The organism is Pseudomonas sp. YJ42 (genome assembly GCF_047225135.1).
Taxonomy (GTDB): domain Bacteria; phylum Pseudomonadota; class Gammaproteobacteria; order Pseudomonadales; family Pseudomonadaceae; genus Stutzerimonas; species Stutzerimonas stutzeri_E.
Map to the genome: position 1 here is coordinate 2,078,030 of NZ_CP178378.1, position 26,320 is coordinate 2,104,349.

The following is a 26,320-nucleotide window of genomic DNA, read 5'->3' on the forward strand; positions in this document are numbered from 1 at the left end:
CGTCCGTTTTCCATCCTGGCGCTTACCGCTGGGTCAGCTGCTTGTACAGCTGCGGCAGGCGGAACGGGAGCTGCTGCGGGTCCTTGATCAACGTGTAGCCATTGGCGCCGAACATGTAGGGCAGGTAGTCGCCGGCTTCCTGATCGATGGTGATGCAGAACGGCAGCAGCCCCTGGCGCCGAGCTTCCAGTACGGCCTGACGGGTGTCTTCGACGCCGTAGCGGCCTTCGTACAGGTCCAGGTCGTTGGGCTTGCCATCGGTGACCAGCAGCAAGAGCTTGCGCCGCTGCTTGCAGTTGCCGAGCAGTTCGGTGGCCTGGCGGATGGCCGCACCCATGCGGGTGTAGTAGCCGGGTTTGAGCGCCTGGATGCGCCCACGGGTGTCGTCGCCGTAGCGTTGTTTGAAGCTCTTGAGCTCCTGCATGCGCACCTGATGGCGGCGCAGTGAAGAAAATCCGTACAGGGCGAAATCGTCCCCGACCGCCGACAACGCCTCGCCGAACAGAAGCAGGCTGTCGGTGATCACATCGATCACCTTGTGCTCGTCGTCCAGGTGCGCATCAGTGGACATCGACAGGTCGGCCAGCAGCAGGCAGGCCAGGTCGCGGCGGTTCTGCCGCTGCTCCATGAACAGCCCGCGCTCGGCGCACTGGCCGTGCTGGCGCTCCACGTGGAAGTCGAGCCAGGCCTGCATGTCCAACTCCGAGCCCTGGGGTTGCCCGCGCAGCCATTGGCGGTCGTTGCGCAGGTGCTCGAACTGCCGGCGCAGCTTGCGCGCCAGCGGGCTCAGCCGCAGCGGCAGGCCCATGGGCTCGGAGCCGCGCGGCAGCATCGTCTGCAGGCTGACGAAGTTCTCCTGCATGCGCTGCTTGCGATAGTCCCACTCCGGCAGCTTGATGCCCTCGCCCAGCGGGATGTCATCGACGTCCGCTGGCGGCAGGTCGAGGTGCAGCTTGAGGCCGCCACCCTTGCGCATGCGCTGGCGCGACATGGCGATCTCGTCGAGGTCTTCGGCGACGCGGGAGGCATCCTCGTTTTCGCTGTCGTCGCCCTGTCGATCGAGCTCGACGTGCTCGGACCAGCTGAACAGATTTTCCAGGCGGAACAGCATCAGGCCACCCTTGCTGGTGCTGTCCTCGACCCGCTTGGCGCGCTTACGCAGGCCTTTCTGCTCGGTGGGCGGGGCCTGCAGATGGTTGTCCTGATCCTCCTCGGCTAGCTCGGTGGCCTGCGGCACGCCGAGATTTTCCGCCGGATAGAGCCACATCGGCAGCGGCCATGGCGCCACTTCGCTGCGCGGGAACTGCGTGACACTGCCCGGCTCGCGCAAGGCCTGGCACAGCGCCCGCTCCAGCGCGCCCTCGGCACGCGGTAGGCTGGCCGGGTCCGGGCGCAGTTGCAGGTGCGCCTCGACCAGCCGTTCATAGCGCGGCCGCATGGCCGGGAAGCGCTGGAGGATGGACTGGGTCCAGCGCTGGTTGTCGCGCGCCCAGTGACGCATCTCGCCCGCTTGCGCTGCGAGCAGCGCCAGCCAGCGATACAGATCCTGATTGAGTGAAACTTCGGGATAGACCGCGAGGCGTTGCGGTAAGCGCAGGTTGTTCGCGTCGCACCACGCCACCGGCAGTTGTTTACAGGTCCCGGCGACCTGTTGCAGCAGGTTGCGCCGCAGCATCAAATCGCGCGCATTGGCAGCCTCGACGCCGACGCCGCTGGCGCCACCCATGGCGCGGAACAGCACCGACAGCGACCGCTGCATGCTCTCCAGCGCGACGCTCGCCTCGGGAAAATCCGGGCTAGCGCGACGGGTGATGAAGCGGTGCCAGACACTGCCGACCCACTCTTCGACTTCAATGGTAAAAGCCATGCTCAATCACTCCGTTGCGCCGTATAAAAACGGCAACGGCCCGCTGGGTCAGCCGGGCCGTTGCTCATGTTGCAATCACTCTCAGGCTGCAGCGACAGCTGCAGTCGCGTCGGCAGTCGCCCGGCCACGCTGCCTGAAGCTGTACAGGTAGCAGACCAGGCCGATCATGAAGAACACCCCGGCAATCAACCGCAGCCAGAAGAACACGCTCAGCTGGTCCACGGTGTTCATGAAGGACATTGCCGCCCCGTCCGCCGGGATCCGTTGCAGCCAGACCTGCACCACGCCAGCGGCGGTGAGGAACAGGGTGATGGCAACCATCGACAGGGTCATTAGCCAGAAGCCCCAGATCTCAATGCGCTGAGCGCGGGCATCCGGCGCTTCACCCAGGCCCCGCAAGCGCGGCATGGCGTAGCTGATCATGGTCATGATGATCATCGCGTAGGCACCATAGAACGCCAGGTGACCATGGGCGGCTGTCAGTTGCGAGCCGTGGGTGTAGTAGTTCACCGGTGCCAGGGTGTGCAGGAAGCCCCATACGCCCGCCCCGAGGAACGCTGTCACGGTAGTGCCGATGGCCCAGAGCGATGCAGCCTTGTTCGGGTGCTGGCGACGGCGACGGTTCACCATGTTCAGCGAGAACAGCACCATGGCGAAGAACGGCAGCGGTTCCATCGCAGAGAAGATCGAACCCAGCCACAACCAGACTTCAGGCGCACCAATCCAGAAGAAGTGGTGGCCGGTGCCGATGATGCCGGTGATCAGAGCCATGGCGATGATCACGTAGAGCCACTTCTCGATCACTTCACGGTCCACGCCGGTGATCTTGATCAGGACGAAGGCCAGCATCGAACCCATGATCAGTTCCCACACGCCTTCCACCCACAGGTGCACCACGAACCACCAGTAGTACTTGTCGCGCGCCAGGTTTTCCGGGTTATAGAAGGAGAACAGGAAGAACACCGCCAGGCCGATCAGGCCGGTCATCATGACCATGCTGATCGCAGTCTTGCGACCCTTGAGCAGCGTCATGCCGATGTTGTAGAGGAAGCCCAGGGCGACCACCACGATACCCATCTTGGTGATGGTCGGCTGTTCGAGGAACTCGCGGCCCATGGTCGGCAGCAGCTCGTTGTGCGTCAGCGCGGCCAAGCCGGCGTAGGGCACGAACAGGTAGCCGAGAATGGTCAGCACGCCGGCGGCGGCGAACACCCAGAACAGGATGATCGCCAGTTTCGGGCTGTGCAGTTCGCGGTCCGCTTCCTCAGGGATGAGGTAGTAAGCCGCACCCATGAAGCCGAACAGCAACCAGACGATCAGCAGGTTTGTATGAACCATCCGCGCCACGTTGAACGGCAGCAGCGGAAACAGGAAGTCACCGACGACATACTGCAGACCCATGATCAGGCCGAACAGGATTTGACCGACGAACAGCATCAGCGCAAACACGAAGTAGGGTTTGGCGACAGCCTGCGATTGGAATTTGAGATGCGGATTCATGATGCTCATCTCTCAGCCCTCCTTGTTTGGCGGCCAGTTGTTGGTGTCGATCTTCGATGTCCACTTGAGGAACTCGGCCAGATCGTCAACTTGTTGCTCGTTCAGGTTGAACTGCGGCATCGCCCGGCGCCCTGGAACGCCGAGTGGCTGTGCCTTCATCCATGCGTGCAGGAAGGGCTTGAAGGCCGCATCCTCACCGCGACGAACGAAGACGTTGCCCAGCTCCGGCGCGAAGTAGGCACCTTCACCAAGCAGGCTGTGGCAGCCGATGCAGTTGTTGTTTTCCCAGACCGCTTTGCCGCGCACCACCGATTCGGTCAGCGCCGACTCATTGGATCGCTCTGGAAAGGTCTGCTCTGTGTGATAGGTCAGGCCCAGAAATACCAGGAAGAAGAACACGCTTCCCCCGAAGTAGATGTTTCTGGCCATTCCCTTGGTAAAGGTCTCGGACATGGTCGCCTCCTCATGGCGTTGGCGTGGCCAGTTTAAGAAGGTGGCTATCGAAACCTGCTTGATGACAATCAAGAAAAACCTGAACGTGATAGTTGGTCTTTACCGCCCTGAACGATGGAGCTCAACGCAGGCGACCAACGAAACGAGCAACCGGCCGCACCCCGCGCGGGGCGGGCTTTGCACACGTAGGGTGGATGTCGCTTTTTACATCCACCGAGCTTAGGTCTGGTGGATCGGTGAAGCGTGATCCACCCTACGATCGTGCTCTCCATCACGGCGTGGACGCAGCGTAAAGCCGAGCGTGTAGCTACGGTGGGGTTCAGCCCACCAGACGCTACGGCAGAGCAAGCGTAACGACAGAGCTGCGCGGGTTGCCCTGGCTACGCAACCGTCAGAGGCTGATCGCCAACAGAATCCCGCCTGCCATCACCAATGGCCAACAGAACAGCAGCAAGCGCCACATCCGTGGCGCATGACGCAGCTCCATGAAGCCGTCGGAAATCAACCAGGCCTTGACCAGCGCAACCGCCAGCACCCCGGCGGCGAGCAGCAGGGTCGAGCCGGAACTGCCCAGCAGCACGGTGAGCGTGGTCAGGACCGCAAGCCCAAGCCAGCAGAGGATCAGCACGATCGACGCGGACATCCGCCCCTCCTCAATTGATGATGTAAACGAGCGGGAACAGCAGCACCCAGACCATATCCACCATGTGCCAATAGAGCACGCCGGACTCCAGCCCGGAGCAGTCTGTCGCCGCGTAGGCGCGGCGGCGACAGCGCTCGGCCATCCAGCCGAGAATGACCATGCCCAGCAGCACGTGGAGGAAGTGAAAGCCGGTGAGAATCCAATACAGGGTGAAGAAGGTGTTGTGCTCCAACCCCAGCCCCATCCCGGCCAGATGGCCGTACTCGTTGAGTTTGAGCACCACATAGACACAGGCACTGATCAGCGCCGTCAGCAGCAGCACCGCCGCGCGACGCGGCTGCGCCATGCGCACCTGCTCGACCGCCAGGGCGGCAAACAGACCGGAAGTCAGTAGACTCAGGGTCAGAGCCAGCCCGATGGAGCTGTCCAGCGCCGTCCGGCTCTCGCGAAAGAACGCCGGGTTGAGCCACTGCGCCACGGCAAAGACGAGGATCAGAATGGCGAAGACGGTCAGCTCGGCCAGGATGAAAAACCACATGGCCAGGTCGCCTGGCAGCCGCCGGGTCGCTGCGCTCGCTTCATGCGAAATGGACATCGACCACATCCATCAGCGCCGCAACGGTCTGCGCATCGTCGGACAGCGGCTCGGCCAGGCACGACAGGCAGGCTTCACGCGGGCTCATGCCGGAACGGATCATTCGCGCGGCGAAGATCAGCAGACGAGTCGAGGCGACCTCTTCCAGATCATGCTGTTCGAGGCGACGCAAGGCCTGCCCCAGCTTGACCACCTGCTTCGCCAGGGCCGTGTCCACCTGCGCCTCGTTGGCGACGATGCGCTCTTCCTCGGCGGCCGCCGGATAGTCGAAGCGCATGGCCACGAAGCGCTGGCGGGTGCTGGGCTTCATGCCCTTGAGCAGGTTCTGGTAACCGGGGTTGTAGCTGACCACCAGCATGAAGCCCGGCGGCGCCTTGAGCGCCTCACCGGTGCGCTCGATGAACAGCTCGCGGCGATCGTCGGCCAGCGGGTGCAGCACCACGGCGGTGTCCTGGCGCGCCTCGACCACTTCGTCCAGGTAGCAGATGCCCCCTTCGCGTACCGCTCGGGTCAGCGGGCCATCCTGCCACCAAGTGCCCTGTGCGCCGATCAGGTGGCGGCCGACCAGGTCCGCGGCGCTGAGGTCGTCGTGACAAGCCACCGTGTACAGCGGCAGGTTCAGCCGGTGCGCCATGTGCTGCACGAAACGCGTTTTGCCACAGCCGGTCGGGCCTTTGATCAGCACCGGCATGCCGTGCCGCCAGGCCTGCTCGAAGAGCACCTCTTCATTGCCCAGCGACTGGTAGAACGGAGCACCAGGCAAGTCGGCAAAATTCTCGGGCGCGTTCATTGGCAATACCTCACGGCAACGGTTGGATAAGCATCTGCCGCCAAACTAACCGTCGGGTCATACGTCCCTCAAGGCATCCACGAGCGAAGCTTGATTACGGTCAAGCCCAGTCTCAAATGAGCCCTCGCGAGCCGACAGACAACCCTGTTCGGCCGGCTTTTCTTCCCTATTCGCCAGGCCCCCGCGACACGGCGTCACGCCCCGGGCATCACGGCAGGTCTCTTGATTGCCATCAAGCGCAATCGCCCAAAGCCCGCCATAGGATGCAACCGCACACAGCAAGACCCGGGAACTGCCACATCGCCGTCACTAGCAGGAACCGCACGAAGCGGTCAGAGGAGATAAGAGTATGAGCAAACCAATACTGGCAGGCCTCGTCGCCGGCCTTTCGCTGCTCGGTCTGGCAGTTGCCCAGGCGGCCGTGAATCCGGAAAACGCCGATGCCGCCTACAAGGGCCAGGCCTCTGCCGTCGACCCAGCCAGCGCCCAAGTGGTCCATTCGCCCGGAGCACCGGATCTGAACGCCGCCGAATTCGAGAAAGCCAAGGAGATCTACTTCCAGCGCTGTGCAGGCTGCCATGGTGTCCTGCGCAAGGGCGCGACCGGCAAGCCGCTGACCCCGGATATCACTCAGGCACGCGGACAGGCCTATCTCGAAGCGCTGATCACCTACGGCTCGCCTGCCGGCATGCCCAACTGGGGGACGTCGAATGCGCTGACCAAGGATGAAATCACCTTGATGGCCAAGTTCATCCAGCACACCCCGCCGACTCCGCCGGAGTGGGGCATGGCTCAGATGAAGGATTCCTGGACGGTGCTGGTCAAACCCGAGGACCGCCCGAAGAAGCAGATGAACAAGCTGGACCTGCCGAACCTGTTCTCCGTCACCCTGCGCGACGATGGCAAGATCGCCCTGATCGATGGCAAGACCAAGGACATCGTCAAGACCATCGACACCGGCTATGCCGTGCACATCTCACGCATGTCCGCCTCCGGCCGCTACCTGTTCGTGATCGGCCGCGACGCCAAAATCGACATGATCGACCTTTGGGCCAAAGAGCCGATCAAGGTTGCGGAAATCAAGGTGGGCATCGAAGCCCGCTCGGTGGAAACCTCGAAATACAAGGGCTACGAAGACAAGTACGTGATCGCCGGTGACTACTGGCCTCCGCAGTTCACCATCATGGATGGCGAAACGCTGGAGCCGCTGCAGATCGTATCCACACGCGGCATGACCGTCGGCACCCAGGAATACCATCCGGAACCGCGCGTAGCGGCGATCATTGCCTCACACGAGCACCCCGAATTCATCGTCAACGTCAAGGAAACCGGCAAGGTCATGCTGGTCAACTACGAGGACATCGACAATCTCTCCACCACCATGATCGGCACCGCGCCCTTCCTGCACGACGGCGGTTGGGACGTCAGCCATCGCTACTTCATGACGGCGGCGAACAACTCCAACAAGGTCGCGGTGATCGACTCCAAGGACCGCAAGCTCGCCGCGCTGGTCGATGTCGGCAAGATCCCGCATCCGGGCCGCGGCGCCAACTTCGTGCATCCCAAGTTCGGTCCGGTCTGGGCCACCAGCCACCTGGGCGATGAAACCATTTCGCTGATCGGTACCGATCCGGCGAAACACCCGAACCAGGCCTGGAAAGTGGTCGAAACGCTCAAGGGCCAAGGCGGCGGCTCGCTGTTCATCAAGACCCACCCGAAATCCAATCACATCTACCTGGACACCACATTCAACCCTGACGCAAACATCAGCCAGTCGGCCGCGGTGTTCGACATCAACGATCTGGGGGCCGGATACACTGTGCTGCCGATTGGCGAATGGTCGGGCCTGACCGGAGGCGCCAAGCGCGTCGTGCAGCCGGAGTACAACAAAGCCGGCGACGAAGTCTGGTTCTCGGTATGGAGCGGCCAAGAGGAGCAATCGGCGATCGTGGTGGTCGATGACAAGACGCTAAAACTGAAAAAGGTGATCAAGGACAAAAGGTTGATCACCCCAACCGGTAAATTTAACGTCTACAACACTCAGCACGACGTGTACTGAGTGCCCCATCGGGGGAGCGCAGACTCCCCCATCTAGCCTTGAGGAAGTAACTCATGAAGAAAGTACTGGTTCCACTGCTCGCCCTAGGCGGCGCGATGCTGTTCCAGCCCGCCATGGCGCAGGACGGTGAAGCACTGTTCAAGAGCAAGCCTTGCGCTGCATGCCATAGCATCGACGCCAAGATGGTTGGCCCTGCACTGAAGGAAGTCGCCGCCAAGTACGCCGGACAGGACGGCGCTGCCGATCTGCTCGCCGGTCACATCAAGAATGGCACCGTAGGCGCCTGGGGCCAGATCCCGATGCCGCCAAACCCTGTCACCGAAGAAGAAGCCAAAACCCTCGCCGAGTGGGTTCTTAGCCTCAAGTAACGCCCAGGAGGACATCATGATTCGGTCCCGACATGCAGTCATCGGTTTGGGGCTCACCCTGGTGTCCCTCTTCCCCTTTTCCATTGCCCTGGCCGACGGCCCTACAGCCGAACGCCAGGGTCAACTCGAGCATCTGCTCGTGCAGGACTGCGGCTCATGCCACGGCCTGCGTCTGACCGGTGGCCTGGGTCCGGCTCTGACCCGCAGCGCCATCGCCGGCAAACCCCGCGACATCCTCATCGCCACCGTCACCCACGGTAGACCCGATACCGCCATGCCTGGCTGGAGCGCGCTGCTCAGCGAGCAGGACATCGTCTGGCTGGTCGACCGATTGATCGAAGGAAAATCCACGCCATGATGCGCCCATCCCTGTTGCTGGCCGCCGCCAGCCTGCTCCTCGGTGCCTGCGCCGCACAACCGCTACGTGGCACCGGTGACCTTGGCGTGGTGGTAGAGCGTGCCACTGGCGCCCTGCAGATCGTCGAAACAACCGGCCAGACGCGCCTGGCCCGGATTGAAGGATTGGGCGACCTGTCGCACGCGTCGGTGGTGTTCTCCCGCGACGAACGCTTCGCCTATGTCTTCGGACGCGACGGCGGGCTGACCAAAGTCGACCTGCTACGCCAGCGCATCGACAAGCGCATCATCCAGGGCGGCAACAGCATCGGCGGAGCCATCAGCCAGGACGGCCACCTGATCGCCGTCGGTAACTATGAACCAGGCGGGGTCAAGGTCTTCGACGCCGATAGCCTTGAGCTGGTGGCTGACATTCCGGCCACACCGCTGGCCGATGGCAGCCGCAACTCCCGCGTGGTCGGCGTCATCGACGCCCCTGGGCGGCGCTTCATCTACAGCCTGTTCGACACCAACGAAACCTGGCTGCTGGACTTCAGCCAGGGCAACACGCCGGCCATCACCCGCTTCGAGGGCGTCGGCAAACAACCCTATGACGGCCTCTTGACCCCCAACGGGCGCTACTACATCGCCGGTCTGTTCGGCGAAGACGGCATGGCCAAGATAGACCTCTGGCACACCGCCCGCGGCGTCGAGCGAATCATCGACGGCTATGGCCGCGGCCAGGAAAAGCTGCCGGTCTACAAGATGCCGCACCTTGAAGGCTGGACGGTCGCCGGCAACCAGACTTTCGTGCCCGCCATCGGTCAGCACCGGGTGCTGGTGATGGACTCGCAAAGCTGGAAGCAGACCGATGCCATCGACGTGGCCGGCCAGCCGGTGTTCGTCATGTCGCGTCCGGACACTCGGCAGATCTGGGTCAACTTCGCCCACCCCGACAACGGCAAGGTGCAGGTGATCGACAGCGAAACCCACGAGATCATCAGCACGCTGGAACCCGGCCCGGCGGTGCTGCATATGGAGTTCACTCCACGCGGCGAGCAGCTCTGGCTGTCGGTGCGCGACGGCAACGAGGTGCAGGTCTGGGATCCCTATGCGCTGAAGCTGATCAAGCGCCTGCCGGCCGACAGCCCGAGCGGGATCTTCTTCACCAGCCGCGCCCACGAGACGGGGTTGTGACATGCAGATCGATCCGCTCAGCCGCCGCCTGATCGACCGCTTCCAGCACGGCATGCCACTGTGCGCCGAGCCTTACCGCGCCATGGCAGACGCCTTGGACTGCAGCGAAGCCGAGGTCCTTGCCTGCCTCGAACGCCTGGAGCACGGCGGCGGCCTGTCGCGCGTCGGTCCGGTGTTCGAGCACAGCCGCGCCGGCGCCAGCACCCTGGTCGCCTTGGCGGTCCCAGAGGCGCGCCTGGAGTCGGTCGCCGCCCGTATCAACAGCTATCCCGAAGTCAACCACAACTACCTGCGCGAGCATCGCTACAACCTCTGGTTCGTGGTAACCGGCCCCGACCGCGCCCACGTCGATGCGCTGCTGGCACGGATCGAGGCGGAAACCGAACTCACGCCGCTCGATCTGCCGATGCAGGCCGCCTACCGCATCGACCTCGGCTTCCCCATCGGAGACGCCTCATGAACGCCCTGCTCGACGATCTTCAGACGCTGCAATTGCGGCGCCTGCTCGAAGCGGGCCTGCCACTGGCCGCCCGCCCCTATCAGCTGCTGGCCGAGCGCATTGGCGCCAGCGAAGAGACGGTGCTGGAGCAGGTCCGGCGTTGGAACGACAGCGGGCTGTTTCGCCGCATGGGGCTGGTCATCAAGCACCGCGCCCTGGGCTTTCGCGCCAACGCCATGTTGGTGATGGATATCCCGGACGAGATCGTCGACGCGGTCGGTCACAGTCTCGGCCAGGCCGCCGGTATCAACCTCTGTTATCAGCGGCCGCGACGTCTGCCGGACTGGCCCTATAACCTGTTCTGCATGGTCCACGGCCGCGAGCGCGAGCAGGTCTGCCGGCTGATCGCCGCGCTGCTCGCCGAACACGGGCTCAGCGACGTGCCGCACCAGCTGCTGTTCAGTACCCGTGCGTTCAAGCAATGCGGTGGCCGTTACGCCCCACCCGCGCGCCCGGTGGCCGCCCATGGATGAGCTCGACCGGCGCCTGATCAATCGCCTGCAGCACGGCCTGCCGCTGGTCCGCCGTCCCTGGCAGGCATTGGCCGAGGAGTTGGATGCCGACACCGAGCTGCTGCGCGAACGCGTCCAGGCCCTGCTCGATGACGGCACCCTGACCCGCTTCGGGCCGATGTTCGATATCGAACGCCTCGGCGGCGCCTTTACCCTCGCCGCACTTTCGGTGCCGGAAGAGCGCTTCGATCGTATCGCCGAGCAGCTGGCGGCCATGCCCGAAGTAGCGCACAACTACCGCCGCGAACACGTCTGGAACATGTGGTTCGTGCTCGGCTGCGCCACGCCGCAGGGCATTGCCGAGACCATTGCGCGGATCGAAGCCGAGACCGGCCTGCCGGTGCTCAACCTGCCCAAGGAGGAGACCTACCATGTCGGCCTGCACTTCGCCGTTTGATCCCGCCGAGCAGGCCGAGCTGGCCGGCCGCCTGGTGTCGCTCACCGAAGGCGGGCTGCCGCTGGTGGACGATCCCTGGGGCTGGCTCGCCGAGCGTCTGGACATCAGCGCCGACGCCACCCTGGCGCTGTTGCAGCAGCTGCAGGCCGACGGCGCTATCCGCCGCGTCGCCGCGGTTCCCAACCATTACCGCCTGGGCTATCGCCACAACGGAATGACCGTCTGGGATGTGGACGACACCAAGCTTGCCCGCCTCGGCCCGCTGATTGGCGAGCAGGCCTTCGTCAGCCATTGCTACCGTCGGCCACGGCAGGACGGTTGGCGCTACAACCTGTTCGCCATGGTGCACGGCCGCAGCGCAGAAGAGATCGACGGCTACCGCGCGCAGATCCGCGCCTTGCTCGGTAGTGCCTGTCGCGCCGACGAGATGCTGGTCAGCAGCCGTATCCTCAAGAAGACCGGATTGCGTGTGGGCAGCCCTCGCTAGCGCTGCCGCTAACGCGCTGCAGCCGGGCCATCAGAACCGCCACTCGGGCTTGAACAGACCGACCACGAAGAAGAGCGTGGAGAAGCCCCACATTACCAGCGCATACAGGCGGATCTGCTCGGCATTCCAAGGCCAGGCGAACCAGTCCAGAACGACCATGCTCTTCCAGCCCTCGATCCACTGGGCCCCGCCCCAACTGATGATCCATTTCCAAAACGCGCTGTTGAGAAGGTAAAGCGCAACGAATTCGGTGGTGCTCATTCAGCGTGTCCTGAAAATCCCTGCAAGGAAGCCGGGGAACCCGGCCAGGTGTTTATCCGCATCCCATCCAAACGGGACGCTTGCGACATTATCGGGACCGATTTCTTTGCGTCCACCACAGATCATGGGCACGCGTTCCGTTTGTGAAGAAGGCCAAACCCAGCTCAGGTCTGTTCAAGGCGCATGTCCTTACCAGGACCAAGGCTTTTATTGTTTCCAGTCAAGGATTGGACGGTGTCGCTCGGAGATGCTGCGTCCATCGAACCACGCAAGACGCGTGACGCGGGGAGAGACGCTCATGTTGAGAATCAGCCATTACCTGCGCGCCCTCGCCCGGCCCGCCATGCCGGTACTGGGCGCGCGCAGCACGGGTGCGGCGCGCCCGCCGGTGGTGATCTGGAACCTGTTGCGCCGTTGCAACCTGACCTGCAAACACTGCTACGCGACCTCCGCCGACAGCGTGTTCCGCGATGAGCTGGGCACCGCCGAAGCACTCAAGGTGATCGACGATCTGCATGAAGCCGGCGTACGGGTACTGATCCTGTCCGGTGGCGAGCCGCTGCTGCGCGAGGACATCTTCGAATTGTCCGAGTACGCGCGCCTACGCGGCTTCTTCGTCGCGCTGTCAACCAATGGCACGTTGATCGACGAGCGCAACATCGAGCGGATCGCCGCGGCGAAGTACGACTACGTGGGCATCAGCATCGACGGGCTCGAAGCAGTGCACGACGACTGGCGCCAGCTCAAGGGCAGCTTCGCCGCGTCCATGCACGCCATCGACCTGTGCCGCCAGCACGGCATCCGGGTCGGCCTGCGCACCACCCTGACGCAGAACAACTACCCGCAACTGCCGGCTCTGCTGGCGCTGATGCGCGAGCACGACGTGCAGAAGTTCTACCTCTCGCACCTCAACTACAGCGGGCGCGGCAAACGCAGCCGCAAGGCCGACGCCCATCACCAAATGACCCGCGACGCCATGTACCAGCTGTTCGAGCAGGCCTGGGCCGACGTGCAACACGGCCGCGAAACCGATTTCGTCAGTGGCAACAACGACGCCGACGCCGTGCTCCTGCTGCATTGGGTCGAGCAGCGATTGCCGGAGCACCGTGACCGCCTGGAGCGGATGCTGCGTGCCTGGGGTGGCAACGCCTCGGGCAGCGGCATCGCCAACATCGACAACATCGGCGACGTGCACCCGGACACCTACTGGTGGCAGCACACCGTCGGCAATGTGCGCCGACAGCCGTTCCGCGAGCTGTGGCTGGACAAGCCCGAGCCGCTGCTCACCGAGCTGCGCCAGCATCCGCGCGCCATTGGCGGGCGCTGCGCCGAGTGTCGCTGGCTGTCGATCTGCAACGGCAATACCCGCACCCGCGCCTGGGCCGAAGGAAACCTCTGGGGCGAAGACCCCGGTTGCTACCTCAGCGATCAGGAGATCGGTTTGCCGCAACCGCAGCGCATCCCCAGCCTCTCCATTTGATACCGAGCGCGGCCCCGAGGCCGCCCAAGACCTACCGCAGTCCGACGAGATTTCAGGAGTTCGCATGGATCAGCCAATCACCCTCCCCGCTTCGCTCGGCGCCACGTTGGCCCCGGGCGAAGTCGCCTTGATCGGCGCCGGCCCCGGCGACCCCGGGCTGCTCACGCTGCGGGCCTGGAGCCTGCTGCAACAGGCCGATGCGGTGGTCTACGACCGCCTGGTCAGCAATGATCTGATGCAACTGTTGCCGGCCGGCTGCGTTCGCCACTACGTCGGCAAGACCAGCGGTTACCACAGCCTGCCGCAACCACAGATCAATCAGCTACTGGTGGACCTGGCGCAACAGAACCTGCGTGTGGTGAGGCTCAAGGGCGGCGACCCTTTCATCTTCGGCCGCGGTGCCGAAGAGCTCGAGTATCTGTTGAAGCGCGGCATCAATGGTCAGGTGGTGCCGGGCGTAACCGCAGCGGCTGGCTGCAGCGCCTATGCCGGCATTCCGCTGACCCACCGCGACCTGGCGCACTCCTGCCAGTTCATTACTGGTCACCTGCAGGAGGACGGCGCCCTGCAACTACCCTGGAGCAGCCTGGTCGAGGGCAAGCAGACCCTGGTGTTCTACATGGGCCTGGCCGCACTCGGCGAGATCTCGCGCAACCTGATTGCCGCCGGCCTTCCGGTCGATACCCCCGCCGCGCTGATCGGCAATGGCACTCGTGCCGACCAGCGCGTGGTGCGCTGCAGCCTCAAGCAACTGCCGGGCATGGCGCAGACGCACCAGCTGCTGCCGCCGACGCTCACCGTGATCGGCCAGGTGGTCGGCCTGTTCGCCGACACCGCACTGGAGTTCCCCGCTCGGATGCTGGCCACATGTCAGGCGCAACCCGTCCAACAGGAGGCCCTATGCGAGTAGTCCCGGTTCTTCTTTTGGCATGGTCTGGCGCAATTCAGGCGGCGCCGGAGGTGGTCAGCCTGGAACAGGCCAGCACGCTCTACGAGCAGCATTGCCTGAGCTGCCACGGCGTCAACCGCCTCGGCGGCGCCGGCCCGGCGTTGCTGCCGGAAAGCCTCAGCCGGCTCAAGCCGGACGAGGCCCGCGCGGTGATCCATGACGGCCGGCCAGCCAGCCAGATGACGGCCTTTGGCGATCGCCTCGACGCCGCTCAGATCGACGGCTTGGTCAACTACCTCTACCAGCCGGCCGCCACCCCGCCGACCTGGAGCGACGATGACATCCGCACCAGCCACCGAATCCTTGCCGACGTGAAGGCTTTGCCGAGCACGCCGCAGCACGGCGCCGATCCGCTCAACCTGTTCGTCGTGGTCGAGGCCGGCAATCACCACGTTCGCGTGCTGGACGGTGATCGCTTCGAGGAGCTGGCCAACTTCCCGTCGCACTTCGCCCTGCACGGCGGGCCGAAGTTCTCGCCGGACGGCCGCTTCGTCTACTTCGCCTCGCGCGACGGCTGGGTCAGCGTCTACGACCTTCACAACCTGACCATGATCGCCGAGGTGCGCGCCGGCCTGAATACCCGCAACCTGGCCGTCAGCAATGATGGCCGCTGGGTGTTGGTAGGCAACTACCTGCCAGGCAATCTGGTGCTGCTCGACGCCCGTGACCTGTCGCTGGTCAAGCACATCCCGGCGGTCGCCGTCGACGGCACGCCGTCGCGGGTCAGCGCGGTCTACACCGCGCCGCCGCGAGACAGCTTCGTGGTCGCGCTGAAGGACGTTAAGGAAGCCTGGGAGCTGTCCTATGCCGGCACACCGAACTTCCAGCCACGGCGCATCCCGGCTGCGGACTTTCTTGACGACTTTTCCTTTACCCCGGACTACCGCTACCTGCTGGCCACCTCGCGCAAGGCCCTCGGCGGCCAGGTCATCGATCTGGACACCGGCGAGGCGGTCACTGACATTCCGCTGCCGGGCATGCCGCACCTCGGTTCGGGCATTTACTGGAAACGCGACGGCCAGTGGATCTTCGCCACACCCAACGTCAGCAAGGGACTGATCTCGGTGCTCGACCTCGACACCTGGAGGCTGGTCAAGGAGATTCCCACCGAAGGGCCGGGCTTTTTCATGCGCAGCCACCTGAACTCGAAATACGCCTGGACCGACGTGTTCTTCGGCCCGAACAACGACGCCGTACACCTGATCGACAAGCAGACCCTAGAAGTCGCCCATACCCTGCGTCCGATGCCTGGCAAGAACGCCGCCCATGTCGAGTTCACCAACGACGGCCGCTATGCCCTGCTCAGCGTCTGGGATACCAATGGCGCGCTGATCGTCTACGACGCCAAGACCCTGGAGGAGATCAAGCGCATCCCGATGAACAAGCCCTCTGGCAAGTACAACGTCGGCAACAAGATCGAGTTTGCCGAAGGCACCTCCCACTAGATCGGCTCAGGCTTCAGGCGGTTATCCGCGCCTGAGGCCTAGCGTCTGCGGTTGTTTTTTATCATTCCAACCTGCTTTCATATCATTCCCTTTGATATGAGTCCTTCCCATGGACATCGATCTCGCCCGTACTTTTCTCGAGATCATTCGCAGCGGCAGCTTCATCGCTACTGCCGACCGTTTGCACATCACCCAGACGGCGGTGACCGCGCGGGTACGTAGCCTGGAAACACAGCTCGGTTGCCGACTGTTCATACGCAATCGCGCCGGGGCGCGGCTAACCGCCGATGGGGAGCGCTTTGTCGCCTACGCCACGCAGCTGGTGCAGACCTGGGAAACGGCGCGACGCGACCTGCCGCTGCCGCGTGGCTACGACAAGCTGTTGTCACTCGGTGCCGAGATGAGCCTGTGCAACCCGCTGATGCTCGCCTGGGTGCAGCGCCTGCGCCAGGTGATGCCCGACCACGCGCTGCGCAACGAGGTGGCCAGCGGCGATGAGCTGCAGAAGCAGCTCGATCTGGGCGCGCTGGACGCGGCATTGCTGCATCAGCCCGAATACTGGCCGGGCCTGCAGGTGGAGCAGTTGCTGGAGGAAAAACTTATCCAGGTGGTGCATGCGAGCGAGCCGGATCCTTATCTCTACGTCGACTGGGGTCCGGCGTTTCGTCAGCAGCACGACCTGTCGCTGCCCGGGCACATGCGCGCCGCATTGTCGTTCAGCCTGGGCCCGCTGGCGCTGCAGTATCTGGTCCAGTGCGGCGGGCGCGGCTACTTCCGCACGCGTGTGGTGCAGCGCTATCTCGATGAGGGCGTGCTCAAGCGCGTCGAGCAGGCGCCGGAATTCAGCTATCCGGTCTATCTGGTCCACTCTCGTGCGGCGCAATCGCCGGCGCTGCTCAAGGCGCTGGAGCTGCTACGCGAGGTCGCCCGGGACGATTACGACTGGTCGCGCTGGACCTATGAAATCTGAACCGGCACGGCCCTCGAGTGCTCGGCCCACTTCATCCAGCGCGCTTACACGTGGGGGCGAATCGCTCCGGCTGACGCCCCGTCAATGAGCCGGATCGCCACGGGTAGGCAGGGCGGATTCAGCGCTTCTAGAACATCCGGCGGAGACGAATGCACGACCGCAACCAATGGTTCAGGCGCTCTCGCAAGGGCTCTGCTTGCTCGCCGAGGGGTAGGCTTGCCGCCTGCACCAGCAGGGCGCAAGTCAGTCGGGCAGATGCTTGAGCCAGTTCCGGTAGAGCGCGGCAATGAGGTCGGTCTGAGTGATCATGCCGACCAGCCGCTGCTGATCGTCGACCACCGGTAGGCAATGCAGGCCGCGGTCGGAGAGGAGGAACACCAGGTCGACCATGTGGCAGTCCTGGGTTACCGAGACCACGGGCGTGCTCATGATCGTGCGTAACTGGACGCCGCGAAGGAACTTGAGCTGGCCGAACTTGATCCGTGCCGACGCTGGCTGGAAGTGCTTGAGCAGATCGACCAGGGTGACGATACCCACCAGCCGTTGGCTGTCGGGCTCCAGCACCGGGAAGGAGTGCAGGCGGTGTTCGCGCAAGGTTTGCCAGGCCCGTTGAATCGAGCAATCCGGCGTGCCCCAGTAGAGATCGCGGGACATGATATCGGCCGCGGTGATCTCGCCCATGCTGCGCCGCAATGCATGTTTTTCGGTCTGCTTGATCAGCTGGGCGAGATCGTCCCGGGTCACGTCGACGTACTCACCGAAGTCTGCCAACGCCTGCTCGACGTCGTCCTCGCTGAAGCTCATGCGTTCGCTGGGCAAGGGATCATGGGTGTGATGCGGGTTGTCTTTTTGCGGGCGCGGTTTCGGATAGGCATGTCCGCTGAGGTTGTTGTAGATCAACGCAACCGTGACCAACAACAGCGAGTTGAATGCGACCGGATAGAGCAACTGAAAACCGTAGGCATGTAGCTCCGGGGTGCCAATCACCGCCACCAACGCCAGCGCCGCGCTGGGCGGGTGCAGGCAACGCAGGCCGAACAGGCAGACGATCGTCAAGGTTCCGGTCAGGCCGGCAGCCGTCGCCACCGGAAGATCAGTGGCGCCCAGCGCGACACCAATCGCAGTCGCCAATAGATTGCCGGCGGTCACCGACCATGGCTGGGCGAAGGGACTCGACGATGCGGCAAACAACAATACAGCCGACGCGGCTGTCGGCGCTGCCAATGGCAGGGTGATCGAGACACCGAAAAGCAGGGCTCCGGCCGGGATAACCACGAGTAGCGCCAGACCAATACCGATTGCCGCGCGCAGCCATTCCGCGGGACGTGCCGAAAGCGGCGCCGGTGCGAAGGATCGGCACCAGTCGAGAAGACGTTGTTGCATGTGGCCTGCTTGATCGAAGGGAGGACGTACTGCGGTCGTCCGGCAGGACGCGATACCGCAATCGGGCTGCTTACCGGTGCACGAAAAAGAGGCACAGCCAGCCCAGCCGCACATTGTCGGTGCGTCGAGTCAGCGCCGCCAATGAATCCTATTGATCCTTCGATGCAATAATTTTGCTAACAATCCACTGCTGCAGCCTCGCCATCACCGTCTCATGGCGGCGTTGAGCGCGAGCGGGTTGGCGATGCCGCTGTTGAGATCGACGATGCCGTTGATTTCCCGCGAATGGGTAGCCAGGGTCTCGATCTGGTGCGACACCTGATCGAGACCGTTCGCGAACGGTTCGCTTGCATCCGAAGATGATCGTCAGCCCCGCGAGGTTAGCTGAGCGTGTAGCCGTTATCGACCACCCAGTCCTGGCCGTAGACGCCGCGAGCGCCCTGGGACAGCTGGAACAGGATGACATTGGCAACCGCCGCCGATTCGAGGAAGTGCCCCGGCAAAAGACGCTTGGTGACGCCTTCGGCGACCTGTTCGAGCTGCTCGTCGGGCAACCCCAGGGTGCCCCATATCGCCGTGGCGGTCGGGCCCGGCGAGACCACGTTGATGCGCACATCCAGGGGCGCGAATTCCACCGCCAGGGTGCGCGCCTGGGCCACCAATGCCGCCTTGGTAGCGATGTAGGCAGCCAGGCCGGGAAAGGTCCCGCGCGTCAGGAAGGTGCCGACGAACACCACCGAGGCGGGTTTGGCCAGTTCGGCGCGCAGTGCCGCCAGGGTATTCAACGCGCCGGCGCCGTTGACCGCCCACTGACGATCGAAGCAGGTCATGTCGAGGCTGTCGCCCAGCTCGGCGATGCCCGCGTTCGGTACCAGATAGTCCACCGGCCCGAGTTCGGCAGCACGCCGGCTCAGCGCCAGCAAAGCGTCCGCAGAGGTCACGTCACCCGCCAGCCAGTGCAGCTGCTCGGAATAGGTTTCCATCAGCTGCCCCAGACCGCCCAGGTTGCGCGACATGGCCAATACGCGAGCGCCACGCTGCAGCAACGCCGCGCACAATGCCAGTCCAATCCCGGAGCTGGCTCCGGTGACCACGGCCAGACGGTCCTTGAATTCAGTTTTCATCATCATCTCCGATGCCGGCGTTCGCCGAGCCGCAGGCTGCCCGTCCCAGGATGGGCAGGCAGCGGTTTTTCAGTGGGTGAACAGGGAAACCGAGAAGGCGCCAGGACAACGATCAGCCAGGGTGACCGTCGACCCGCGCAGTCACCAGCATCGGCGCATAGCGCCAGGCATACAGGGCGAACGCCAGCACCCAGCAGATGGTGGCGAGCCAGAGCCCGGTCATCGGCCACTGGCTGGCGAGGAACACCCGCGAGACGGCGCCGAGGTTGAACAGCACGAAGGCGGCGACGATGCCCGACGGCAACTGCAATGGGCGTCCGGTATGGCCAAGGGTGACCCGCGCGATCATCGCCAGGATCAGCCCGCTCATCGAGCCTACCGAGAGTGCATGCAGCGCAGCGCTGGAGTTGGCCAGCAGGCCGAAATTCCACAGTGCCAGGCCTGCCGCGGCAATCACCAGCCAGAGCATTGCCAGGTGCAGCGACCAGAGCAACGACACTCGCCAGATCCCCGCGTCGTACCAGCGAGTCAGGCGCAGCAGGTGGCCGATGGCGATGGCGAGAAACAGCACACCGAGCCACACGTTCGGTAGCAGCGCGACGCCGGCGGCATAGAGCGCAGCGACCAAGCCGGTCCCGACCAGCAACGCCACGTCCAGCCAAAGCCAGGGTTTCACGGCTTCGCTGCGACCGAGGCCGCGCTGGGTGAAGAACGGAATCACCCGGCCTCCGATGATGGCCATCAACGCCGCCACCAGCCACAGCCCGGCGAGCACGCCCTGGCGCTGCAGCCCATCGTCGCTCAGGGCGACGCCGCAGAGCACCAGCACATCGGCACAGGTCATCAGGGTGAGTACGGCGATGATCGGGTAGTTGCGTTTCTGCCTGGCCACCCAGAGCATGCGCGCCATCAATCCGGTCACGCCGAGCAGAAATAGCAGGTCCGCCACGATCAGCAGGCCGATCGGCGCACCCAGCAACCAACCCAGCCGCGCCAGCAGCCAAACGCCCGCCAACGCTGCCAACCGGTTGCCGGAGACGCCGGGCTGGCCGGTCCAGGTCTGCCCCGCCGTCAGCAGGAAGCCAGCGACGATTGCCATGGCGAAGCCGAACAGCATTTCGTGGCGGTGCCAGGCGAGCCAGCCGCCGGTGGGGTGAAAGCCCGACCACAGTCCGGTCCAGGCCCCGATCCACAACGGGATCGCCAGCATCGCGAAGAGGTTGCCGGCGAGAAAGAATGGACGAAACGCGAGCCGCCAAAGGGGCGGGATACTGAGGGCTTTTCGCCGATCGATGACTTGCACGGGGCCTCCTGACACTCATTCTGCAACGGCCGGCGAAGCAGTAAGCCGCCGGACCGAGGAACCAGGGCGCCGAGATTCCCGGAGCCAGGGTTACTTTTTACAGGGTAGGAGGCGTTCCCAGACTTGATTGCAATCAGTTTTTGCTGAGGGTCCCGCTGGCAGGCCGTGGCAGGGTTGCAGCCGGCATCCGGCAAGCGGCGCCACGCCTCGTCGAGCCGCCGACTGCCGAGCCACGGTGGATGTAAAAGGCGACATCCACCCTACGCAGCTCTTCATGAGAGCCCGTGCGTGGCGCCGACTGATGCAGGTGGCTTGTTTTTCTGTGGGAGCCGCGACCCGCGGCGAATGGCGCAACTCGGCGCCGGAAAAGCTTCGCCCCGGGTCGGGGCTCCCACAAATCGAGCCCGTGCGTGACGCTGCGTTGTGCAAGTCGCACGCTTTTTCTGTGGAGCCGCGACCCGCGGCGAATGGCGCAACTCGGTGCCGGAAAAGCCTCGCCCCGGGTCGGGGCTCCCACTAATCGAGCCCGTGCGTAACGCTGCGTTGTGCAGGTCGCACACTTTTTCTGTGGGAGCCGCGACCCGCGGCGAATGGCGCAACTCGGTGCCGAAAAAGCCTCGCCCCGGGTCGGGGCTTCCACAAATCGCGCCCGTGCGTGGCGCTGCGTTGTGCAGGTCGCACGCTTTTTCTGTGGGAGCCGCAACCCGCGGCGAATGGCGCAACTCGGTGCCGGAAAAGCTTCGCCCCGGGTCGGGGCTCCCACAAATCGAGCCCGTGCGTGGCGCCGACTTATGCAGGTGGCTTGTTTTTCTGTGGGAGCCGCGACCCGCGGCGAATGGCGCCAAGTCAGCACCGAAAAGCTTCGCCCCGGGTCGGGGCTCCCACAAATCGAGCCCGTGCGTGGCGCTGCGTTGTGCAGGTCGCACGCTTTTTCTGTGGGAGCCGCGACCCGCGGCGAATGGCGCCAAGTCAGCACCGAAAAGCTTCGCCCCGGGTCGGGGCTCCCACAAATCGAGCCCGTGCGTGGCGCTGCGCTGTGCAGGTCGCACACTTTTTCTGTGGGAGCCGCGACCCGCGGCGAATGGCGCCAAGTCAGCACCGAAAAGCTTCGCCCCGGGTCGGGGCTTCCACTAATCGAGCCCGTGCGTGACGCTGCGTTGTGCAGGTCGCACGCTTTTTCTGTGGGAGCCGCGACCCGCGGCGAATGGCGCCAAGTCAGCGCCGGAAAAGCTTCGCCCCGGGTCGGGGCTCCCACTAATCGAGCCCGTGCGTAACGCTGCGTTGTGCAGGTCGCACGCTTTTTCTGTGGAGCCGCGACCCGCGGCGAATTGCGCAACTCGGTGCCGGAAAAGCTTCGCCCCGGGTCGGGGCTCCCACAAATCGAGCCCGTGCGTGGCGCTGCGTTGTGCAGGTCGCACGCTTTTTCTGTGGGAGCCGCGACCCGCGGCGAATGGCGCAACTCGGTGCTGGAAAAGCTTCGCCCCGGGTCGGGGCTCCCACAAATCGAGCCCGTGCGTGGCGCTGCGTTGTGCAGGTCGCACACTTTTTCTGTGGGAGCCGCGACCCGCGGCGAATGGCGCCAAGTCAGCACCGAAAAGCTTCGCCCCGGGTCGGGGCTTCCACTAATCGAGCCCGTGCGTGACGCTGCGTTGTGCAGGTCGCACACTTTTTCTGTGGGAGCCGCGACCCGCGGCGAATGGCGCCAAGTCAGCGCCGAAAAGCCTCGCCCCGAGGGCGGTTCCTACAGGAAAAGCGCAAAGACAGTCGGTTGCGACGCTATTTCGGCTCGTGCTTGACCGCATCGGCCGCAGTGTTTTCACCGTCGCTCATGGATTTGCGGAAGCCACTGATCGCGCCGCCCAGGTCGGAGCCCAGGCCGCGCAGGCGCTTGGTGCCGAATAGCATGACCACGATCATCAGCACGATCAGGAGTTGCCAGATACTGATACCCATCATTGCAAATACCTCGTTTCAAGTTGTGTTGATCGGCCGGTGCCGACGGCCGATCAGTGGCCGCTGTGGGCCTGTTGATGATCGGTCATGTCCATGGACATGGTGGCTTGGGGTTGCAGCACGGCCTGGTCGATCTCGTCGAAGCGCAGCACCCGCCCACCTTGCTCGGCTGCCAGGCGCTGTGCGTCGGCTTCCTTGGCGAAGGTCGCCAGTACCGCGCCCATCGCGCCCTTTAGTTTCGTACCGGCCACATAGTAGGCGCTGGTTGCATCGATCAGGTAGTGATCATCGGGTTTCTCCCAACTGCTGCGGCCCATGTCGTGAACATAGAGCTTGGCCTGCAGCGTGCGGTTTTCCGGCTGCAACCACCAGCCGAGCAGTTCCGCGGTGGAACAGAATTTCCTCACCTTGCCCTTCTCCACCGCCTCTCCCTTGGGGCCGGGGAAATCGCTGATCGCCATGCCGCAAACGTGGCACTCATCGCTGGCATGGAAGGCCACCGGCGCCAGCGCCTGTTCGTTGGTCTCCGGCTCGTTGCAGGCAGCCAAACCCAACAGCAGCGCCGCGGTTAGCAGCAGTCGTGACGAACGGATATATAGCGCATTCATGGTTACAGTTTCCTTCTCGTAGTCATGCCAAACGGCGGCGGAACACGCCATAGGCCAGTAGCAGCGAAACGCCCACCCAGAGCAGCAGGCATAGCCAGAGCGCGGCACCCGGTAGCGGCAGATCGCCGCCCAGCGACAACACACCCATGGCGTTGCCACCTTCGAAACCGGACAGATTGATCAGGCGGTAAATGTCGGCGGGGTTGAGCAGCAGCAACCAGGGCAGCGCCTCGGAGCTGAAGGCGCCCTCGCTGAGCACCAGCAGCGCCAGCAGGACCAGATCGAACACCAGCACGAAGAGAAACCACACGCCGAGCGCCAAGCCGGCCGCACTGGATTTCTCGCTGACCTTGCTGCTCAGCACATAGGCCATGGCCAGAAATACCCAGCCAAGCAGCGTCGAAGACACCATGAAGCGACCGAACGCCCAGAGCAGCAGGCCGATCTCGATGTCGTCGACCAGCACCGCGATGGCCAGCATCGCGCAGCCGAAGCCGATCAGCACCGCCAACGCCAGAATCAAGCCGTGGCCGACGAACTTGCCGAGCAGAATCTGCCCGCGCCCCAGCGGATAGGTCAGCAGCAGCATCAGGGTGCCGCCCTCGTCTTCGCCGACGATGGCATCGTAGGCCAGCAACAGTGCGATCAATGGCATCAGAAAAGTCGCCAGACTGGCCAGGCTGGCGACCGTGGCCGGGATCGAGGTGAAGCCGAGCTGACCGGACGCCGCGGCGCCGAGCCAGGCGATGCCCACCGCCAGCACCGCGAACAGCAGACTGATCGCCAGCAGCCAGCGGTTGCGCAGGCCATCGCTGAGTTCCTTGCGCGCGATGTTCCAGACCTGGTTCATAGCGTGCCCTCCGAGGCGCGGACGTCGCCGGCGCGCTCCATGTAATAGCGGTACAGGTCCTCCAGCGAAGGCTGATGGATCTCGATGTCATCCGGCTCGCCTTCGCCGAGCAGCTCGCGCAGCAATGGCAGTTTGTGGCCGTTGATGGCGGAAACCTCGACGCTGCGCTCGCCCAGCGTGCGGGCCGGGTGACCGGCCGCATCCCAGCGCTGGACCCAGGCCGCGCCGTTGTCCATGCCGCTGGCACGGATGCGCACCGGCAGGCCCGCCTCGACACGCAATTGCGCCAGACTGCCGACCGCCTGCAAGCGGCCTTTAGCGAGGATTGCCGCGCGGTTGATGTGCGCCTCGACGCCAGGCAGCACGTGCGAACAGAGAATGATGCTGGTGCCGCGCTGACGCAGGCGGTCGATCAGCTGATACAGATCGCCGGTGGCAATCGGATCAAGGCCCACGGTAGGTTCGTCGAGCAGTAGCAGGCGCGGCTCGCCGAGCAGCGCCTGGGCCAGGCCGAGGCGCTGACGCATGCCCTTGGAATAAGTCTTGACCCGCCGGTCGGCCGCATGGGCGAGGCCCACCTGCTCCAGCAGATCGTCGACCTGTTTCAGCGGCGCGCTCTTCAATCGGGCGAAATGCCGGAGCGTTTCGCGGCCGCTGAGCTGCGGGTAGAAGGTCACGTTCTCAGGCAGATAGCCGAGCTGGCGGCGCACCGCCGGGTCGTTCGGCGCATGGCTCAGCACCCGCACCTGCCCTTCGCTGGGCATCAGCAGGCCGAGGATGAGCTTCATGCTGGTGGTCTTGCCGGCGCCGTTGTGGCCGAACAGGCCCAGCACCTCGCCCTCGCCGAGGGTCAGGTTCAGATCATGCAGCACGGTCATGCTTCCGTAACGCTGGTTCACGCCCTGGATTTCTACAGCGCTCATGGCGTTGGCTCCTGCGTTTTGCTCATCAATGGTTCGGTTGGCGGCTTCATCAACGGATGGCTGTCTTGCACCCCAGGCGACTTGATGACCGGGAAGGCCCGTTGAACCCAGCGCAGCACCTCGATGCTCGGGCTGTTCATCAACAACCGCACCTGCGGGTAGAGCCACAACAGACGATCGACGTTGTCGTTGGGCTCGTAGGCTACGTCGCCCCGCCCATCATCGTTGCGGTCCCAGCCCAGGTAGTCGCTCCAGTAGTTGCCACGGCCGTCGATGGACCATTCCTGAGTGCGAGTGGCCACGTACTTGACCTGCTGCTGATTGTCGATAAAGGCATTGCCAGAGATGCGGTTGTCTTCCGAGCCCGCAGTCAGGTGGATGCCCAGCGCGCTTTTCTCGAAACGGTTGCCTGCGATGGTGTTGAACAAGGAGTTGTAGATGAACAGCGCCTTGCCCTCGGCGCCCGAGATCATGCTGTCGCCGGTCGAGCCGCTGCGCACGTCACTGACGACGTTGTCGCGAATGGTCGAATAGGTGATGTAGTTCATCAGGATGCCGTAGTTCTCGTCCTGCTCGGAGCGGTTGCCGATGACCTCCAGCTTGCGGCTCTGCATCAGCGCATAACCGGTACGGGTTCGACGGGTGATGTTGCCGATCACCCGGTTGTCATTGGCGAACATGTAGTGCACCCCGTAGCGCAGATCCTCCAGCACGTTGTTCTGCAGCAGGTTGCCGTTGGAGGTGTCGATGTAGATGCCGTCACGGGTTTCGCGCACGTGGTTGCCGATCACCTGCGCGCCCTTCACGGCGTACAGATGGATGCCGTTGCCGCGGTCCTGCGAACGGATGTTCGGGTCGCCCTGGATGCGGTTGCCGATCAGGCTGACGTCGTGGGTGGAGTCGACCCAGACGCCCGAGCCCGGGCCCTGCATCCGGTTGTCCTCGATCACCGCGCCGTGCGCCTTCGGTCCGATGAACACGGCGGAATTGAGGTCGGTGAGGTTGTGCCCCCAATTGCGCAGGGCGCAGCCCTCGACGCTGACGTCGGGTGCGGTGATGGTCAGGGCGTTGCCCTCGCCTTGTGCGTCGATGACCGCACCGGGTTCGCAGCGGATCTGCAGCGACTCGTCGATACTGAACGAGCCGCTGTACTCACCGGCGGGCAAGCGCCAGCGCTGTTCGCCGTCCGCCTGTAACGGCAGCACGGTGATGGGTTGCGGGGCCGCCACGGCCACCCCGCAGAACAGTGCCAGCAGCAGCGCTGCCAGCGGTTGAAGCCTGGATATCGCCTGAGATCTGAGCACTGCGTTGTTCCTCTTCAGCTTCCAGGCAGGTGAAAGGCGGGAGCGATCGCCCCCGCCCGGTCGT

Annotated in this window: 27 protein-coding genes; 12 read left to right on the plus strand and 15 right to left on the minus strand. The window is 64.1% G+C overall.

Annotation, left to right across the window (positions count from 1 at the left end; translation table 11 throughout):
* Window positions 1-22: 22 nt before the first annotated feature.
* The 6 genes from ACL0K2_RS09385 to ACL0K2_RS09410 form a co-directional block, all read right to left on the minus strand.
* Window positions 23-1,867 carry a nitric oxide reductase activation protein NorD gene (locus ACL0K2_RS09385; RefSeq protein ID WP_413044280.1) on the minus strand — a complete coding sequence of 615 codons (1,845 nt, stop codon included), beginning with the start codon at window positions 1,865-1,867 and terminating at the stop codon, window positions 23-25.
* Between the two features lie 81 nt (window positions 1,868-1,948).
* Window positions 1,949-3,376: a cbb3-type cytochrome c oxidase subunit I gene (locus ACL0K2_RS09390; RefSeq protein ID WP_045163594.1), complete on the minus strand. Its 1,428-nt coding sequence runs from the start codon at window positions 3,374-3,376 to the stop codon at window positions 1,949-1,951.
* Window positions 3,377-3,379: 3 nt separating this feature from the next.
* Window positions 3,380-3,820 carry a c-type cytochrome gene (locus ACL0K2_RS09395; protein WP_045163595.1) on the minus strand — a complete coding sequence of 147 codons (441 nt, stop codon included), beginning with the start codon at window positions 3,818-3,820 and terminating at the stop codon, window positions 3,380-3,382.
* A 391-nt stretch (window positions 3,821-4,211) separates the two neighbouring features.
* Complete coding sequence (locus ACL0K2_RS09400) at window positions 4,212-4,463, minus strand: cytochrome C oxidase subunit IV family protein (protein WP_045163596.1); 252 nt, start codon at window positions 4,461-4,463, stop codon at window positions 4,212-4,214.
* 10 nt (window positions 4,464-4,473) lie between these two features.
* Entirely contained in the window at window positions 4,474-5,058 is a 585-nt protein-coding gene (locus ACL0K2_RS09405) for a cytochrome c oxidase subunit 3 (RefSeq protein ID WP_413044281.1), read from the minus strand.
* Window positions 5,042-5,848 carry a CbbQ/NirQ/NorQ/GpvN family protein gene (locus ACL0K2_RS09410; RefSeq protein WP_239610463.1) on the minus strand — a complete coding sequence of 269 codons (807 nt, stop codon included), beginning with the start codon at window positions 5,846-5,848 and terminating at the stop codon, window positions 5,042-5,044. The genes ACL0K2_RS09405 and ACL0K2_RS09410 overlap by 17 nt, the downstream gene beginning before the upstream one ends.
* 349 nt (window positions 5,849-6,197) lie before the next feature.
* Between ACL0K2_RS09410 and ACL0K2_RS09415 the strand changes: the two genes are divergently transcribed.
* The 8 genes from ACL0K2_RS09415 to ACL0K2_RS09450 are packed head-to-tail and all read left to right on the plus strand — an operon-like array spanning window position 6,198 to window position 11,703.
* The gene (locus ACL0K2_RS09415; RefSeq protein ID WP_045163599.1) at window positions 6,198-7,907 is read left to right on the plus strand and encodes a nitrite reductase; all 1,710 of its coding nucleotides are present in this window, start codon (window positions 6,198-6,200) and stop codon (window positions 7,905-7,907) included.
* Between the two features lie 53 nt (window positions 7,908-7,960).
* On the plus strand, window positions 7,961-8,275 hold the full coding sequence (locus ACL0K2_RS09420; RefSeq protein WP_045163600.1) for a c-type cytochrome: 315 nt from the start codon (window positions 7,961-7,963) through the stop codon (window positions 8,273-8,275).
* Between the two features lie 16 nt (window positions 8,276-8,291).
* Window positions 8,292-8,633: a c-type cytochrome gene (locus ACL0K2_RS09425; protein ID WP_413044282.1), complete on the plus strand. Its 342-nt coding sequence runs from the start codon at window positions 8,292-8,294 to the stop codon at window positions 8,631-8,633.
* Window positions 8,630-9,808, plus strand: coding sequence for a cytochrome D1 domain-containing protein (locus tag ACL0K2_RS09430; protein WP_413044283.1), 1,179 nt, complete (start codon window positions 8,630-8,632; stop codon window positions 9,806-9,808). Before ACL0K2_RS09425 ends, ACL0K2_RS09430 begins: the two co-directional genes overlap by 4 nt.
* Window position 9,809: 1 nt before the next feature.
* A complete protein-coding gene (locus ACL0K2_RS09435) occupies window positions 9,810-10,268 on the plus strand; it encodes an Lrp/AsnC family transcriptional regulator (RefSeq protein ID WP_413044284.1) in 459 nt (152 codons plus the stop codon).
* The gene (locus ACL0K2_RS09440) at window positions 10,265-10,780 is read left to right on the plus strand and encodes an AsnC family protein (RefSeq protein WP_239610460.1); all 516 of its coding nucleotides are present in this window, start codon (window positions 10,265-10,267) and stop codon (window positions 10,778-10,780) included. Before ACL0K2_RS09435 ends, ACL0K2_RS09440 begins: the two co-directional genes overlap by 4 nt.
* On the plus strand, window positions 10,773-11,216 hold the full coding sequence (locus tag ACL0K2_RS09445) for an Lrp/AsnC family transcriptional regulator (RefSeq protein ID WP_239610459.1): 444 nt from the start codon (window positions 10,773-10,775) through the stop codon (window positions 11,214-11,216). The genes ACL0K2_RS09440 and ACL0K2_RS09445 overlap by 8 nt, the downstream gene beginning before the upstream one ends.
* Window positions 11,191-11,703, plus strand: a complete 513-nt coding sequence (locus tag ACL0K2_RS09450; protein WP_045163606.1) for an Lrp/AsnC family transcriptional regulator — start codon at window positions 11,191-11,193, stop codon at window positions 11,701-11,703. The genes ACL0K2_RS09445 and ACL0K2_RS09450 overlap by 26 nt, the downstream gene beginning before the upstream one ends.
* Window positions 11,704-11,733: 30 nt before the next feature.
* Here ACL0K2_RS09450 and ACL0K2_RS09455 read toward each other — a convergent pair whose 3' ends face one another.
* The gene (locus ACL0K2_RS09455; protein ID WP_045163607.1) at window positions 11,734-11,964 is read right to left on the minus strand and encodes a hypothetical protein; all 231 of its coding nucleotides are present in this window, start codon (window positions 11,962-11,964) and stop codon (window positions 11,734-11,736) included.
* 298 nt (window positions 11,965-12,262) lie between these two features.
* Here ACL0K2_RS09455 and nirJ point away from each other — a divergent pair, with 298 nt between their 5' ends.
* From nirJ to ACL0K2_RS09475, 4 genes are all read left to right on the plus strand, one after another.
* Window positions 12,263-13,444: a heme d1 biosynthesis radical SAM protein NirJ gene (gene nirJ, locus ACL0K2_RS09460; protein ID WP_413044285.1), complete on the plus strand. Its 1,182-nt coding sequence runs from the start codon at window positions 12,263-12,265 to the stop codon at window positions 13,442-13,444.
* A gap of 64 nt (window positions 13,445-13,508) precedes the next feature.
* Window positions 13,509-14,354, plus strand: a complete 846-nt coding sequence (gene cobA, locus ACL0K2_RS09465) for a uroporphyrinogen-III C-methyltransferase (protein ID WP_413044286.1) — start codon at window positions 13,509-13,511, stop codon at window positions 14,352-14,354.
* A complete protein-coding gene (locus tag ACL0K2_RS09470) occupies window positions 14,345-15,838 on the plus strand; it encodes a cytochrome D1 domain-containing protein (RefSeq protein WP_413044287.1) in 1,494 nt (497 codons plus the stop codon). Before cobA ends, ACL0K2_RS09470 begins: the two co-directional genes overlap by 10 nt.
* A gap of 109 nt (window positions 15,839-15,947) precedes the next feature.
* Window positions 15,948-16,808, plus strand: coding sequence for a LysR family transcriptional regulator (locus ACL0K2_RS09475; protein WP_413044288.1), 861 nt, complete (start codon window positions 15,948-15,950; stop codon window positions 16,806-16,808).
* A gap of 243 nt (window positions 16,809-17,051) precedes the next feature.
* On the opposite strand, the gene ACL0K2_RS09480 is transcribed toward ACL0K2_RS09475, so the two are convergent.
* The 8 genes from ACL0K2_RS09480 to ACL0K2_RS09515 all read right to left on the minus strand — a co-directional run bounded on the left by ACL0K2_RS09480 (window position 17,052) and on the right by ACL0K2_RS09515 (window position 26,256).
* Window positions 17,052-18,191, minus strand: coding sequence for a CBS domain-containing protein (locus ACL0K2_RS09480; protein WP_045163612.1), 1,140 nt, complete (start codon window positions 18,189-18,191; stop codon window positions 17,052-17,054).
* Window positions 18,192-18,571: 380 nt separating this feature from the next.
* Window positions 18,572-19,315, minus strand: coding sequence for an SDR family NAD(P)-dependent oxidoreductase (locus ACL0K2_RS09485; protein WP_413044289.1), 744 nt, complete (start codon window positions 19,313-19,315; stop codon window positions 18,572-18,574).
* A gap of 112 nt (window positions 19,316-19,427) precedes the next feature.
* Entirely contained in the window at window positions 19,428-20,618 is a 1,191-nt protein-coding gene (locus tag ACL0K2_RS09490) for an NnrS family protein (RefSeq protein ID WP_413044290.1), read from the minus strand.
* Window positions 20,619-22,394: 1,776 nt separating this feature from the next.
* On the minus strand, window positions 22,395-22,571 hold the full coding sequence (gene tatA, locus ACL0K2_RS09495; protein WP_413044456.1) for a twin-arginine translocase TatA/TatE family subunit: 177 nt from the start codon (window positions 22,569-22,571) through the stop codon (window positions 22,395-22,397).
* A 53-nt stretch (window positions 22,572-22,624) separates the two neighbouring features.
* Complete coding sequence (locus ACL0K2_RS09500; protein ID WP_413044291.1) at window positions 22,625-23,179, minus strand: nitrous oxide reductase accessory protein NosL; 555 nt, start codon at window positions 23,177-23,179, stop codon at window positions 22,625-22,627.
* Between the two features lie 22 nt (window positions 23,180-23,201).
* On the minus strand, window positions 23,202-24,029 hold the full coding sequence (locus ACL0K2_RS09505; RefSeq protein WP_413044292.1) for an ABC transporter permease: 828 nt from the start codon (window positions 24,027-24,029) through the stop codon (window positions 23,202-23,204).
* On the minus strand, window positions 24,026-24,952 hold the full coding sequence (locus tag ACL0K2_RS09510) for an ABC transporter ATP-binding protein (RefSeq protein WP_045163617.1): 927 nt from the start codon (window positions 24,950-24,952) through the stop codon (window positions 24,026-24,028). The genes ACL0K2_RS09505 and ACL0K2_RS09510 overlap by 4 nt, the downstream gene beginning before the upstream one ends.
* A complete protein-coding gene (locus ACL0K2_RS09515; protein ID WP_045163618.1) occupies window positions 24,949-26,256 on the minus strand; it encodes a nitrous oxide reductase family maturation protein NosD in 1,308 nt (435 codons plus the stop codon). The genes ACL0K2_RS09510 and ACL0K2_RS09515 overlap by 4 nt, the downstream gene beginning before the upstream one ends.
* Window positions 26,257-26,320 lie beyond the last annotated feature (64 nt).

Excerpts from the sequence above, each read along its gene's own strand:
- ACL0K2_RS09385 (WP_413044280.1), bottom strand. The coding sequence starts at position 1,867 with ATGGCTTTTACCATTGAAGTCGAAGAGTGGGTCGGCAGTGTCTGGCAC.
- ACL0K2_RS09390 (WP_045163594.1), bottom strand. The coding sequence starts at position 3,376 with ATGAGCATCATGAATCCGCATCTCAAATTCCAATCGCAGGCTGTCGCC.
- ACL0K2_RS09395 (WP_045163595.1), bottom strand. The coding sequence starts at position 3,820 with ATGTCCGAGACCTTTACCAAGGGAATGGCCAGAAACATCTACTTCGGG.
- ACL0K2_RS09400 (WP_045163596.1), bottom strand. The coding sequence starts at position 4,463 with ATGTCCGCGTCGATCGTGCTGATCCTCTGCTGGCTTGGGCTTGCGGTC.
- ACL0K2_RS09405 (WP_413044281.1), bottom strand. The coding sequence starts at position 5,058 with ATGTCCATTTCGCATGAAGCGAGCGCAGCGACCCGGCGGCTGCCAGGC.
- ACL0K2_RS09410 (WP_239610463.1), bottom strand. The coding sequence starts at position 5,848 with ATGAACGCGCCCGAGAATTTTGCCGACTTGCCTGGTGCTCCGTTCTAC.
- ACL0K2_RS09415 (WP_045163599.1), top strand. The coding sequence starts at position 6,198 with ATGAGCAAACCAATACTGGCAGGCCTCGTCGCCGGCCTTTCGCTGCTC.
- ACL0K2_RS09420 (WP_045163600.1), top strand. The coding sequence starts at position 7,961 with ATGAAGAAAGTACTGGTTCCACTGCTCGCCCTAGGCGGCGCGATGCTG.
- ACL0K2_RS09425 (WP_413044282.1), top strand. The coding sequence starts at position 8,292 with ATGATTCGGTCCCGACATGCAGTCATCGGTTTGGGGCTCACCCTGGTG.
- ACL0K2_RS09430 (WP_413044283.1), top strand. The coding sequence starts at position 8,630 with ATGATGCGCCCATCCCTGTTGCTGGCCGCCGCCAGCCTGCTCCTCGGT.
- ACL0K2_RS09435 (WP_413044284.1), top strand. The coding sequence starts at position 9,810 with ATGCAGATCGATCCGCTCAGCCGCCGCCTGATCGACCGCTTCCAGCAC.
- ACL0K2_RS09440 (WP_239610460.1), top strand. The coding sequence starts at position 10,265 with ATGAACGCCCTGCTCGACGATCTTCAGACGCTGCAATTGCGGCGCCTG.
- ACL0K2_RS09445 (WP_239610459.1), top strand. The coding sequence starts at position 10,773 with ATGGATGAGCTCGACCGGCGCCTGATCAATCGCCTGCAGCACGGCCTG.
- ACL0K2_RS09450 (WP_045163606.1), top strand. The coding sequence starts at position 11,191 with ATGTCGGCCTGCACTTCGCCGTTTGATCCCGCCGAGCAGGCCGAGCTG.
- ACL0K2_RS09455 (WP_045163607.1), bottom strand. The coding sequence starts at position 11,964 with ATGAGCACCACCGAATTCGTTGCGCTTTACCTTCTCAACAGCGCGTTT.
- nirJ (WP_413044285.1), top strand. The coding sequence starts at position 12,263 with ATGTTGAGAATCAGCCATTACCTGCGCGCCCTCGCCCGGCCCGCCATG.
- cobA (WP_413044286.1), top strand. The coding sequence starts at position 13,509 with ATGGATCAGCCAATCACCCTCCCCGCTTCGCTCGGCGCCACGTTGGCC.
- ACL0K2_RS09470 (WP_413044287.1), top strand. The coding sequence starts at position 14,345 with ATGCGAGTAGTCCCGGTTCTTCTTTTGGCATGGTCTGGCGCAATTCAG.
- ACL0K2_RS09475 (WP_413044288.1), top strand. The coding sequence starts at position 15,948 with ATGGACATCGATCTCGCCCGTACTTTTCTCGAGATCATTCGCAGCGGC.
- ACL0K2_RS09480 (WP_045163612.1), bottom strand. The coding sequence starts at position 18,191 with ATGCAACAACGTCTTCTCGACTGGTGCCGATCCTTCGCACCGGCGCCG.
- ACL0K2_RS09485 (WP_413044289.1), bottom strand. The coding sequence starts at position 19,315 with ATGAAAACTGAATTCAAGGACCGTCTGGCCGTGGTCACCGGAGCCAGC.
- tatA (WP_413044456.1), bottom strand. The coding sequence starts at position 22,571 with ATGGGTATCAGTATCTGGCAACTCCTGATCGTGCTGATGATCGTGGTC.
- ACL0K2_RS09500 (WP_413044291.1), bottom strand. The coding sequence starts at position 23,179 with ATGAATGCGCTATATATCCGTTCGTCACGACTGCTGCTAACCGCGGCG.
- ACL0K2_RS09505 (WP_413044292.1), bottom strand. The coding sequence starts at position 24,029 with ATGAACCAGGTCTGGAACATCGCGCGCAAGGAACTCAGCGATGGCCTG.
- ACL0K2_RS09510 (WP_045163617.1), bottom strand. The coding sequence starts at position 24,952 with ATGAGCGCTGTAGAAATCCAGGGCGTGAACCAGCGTTACGGAAGCATG.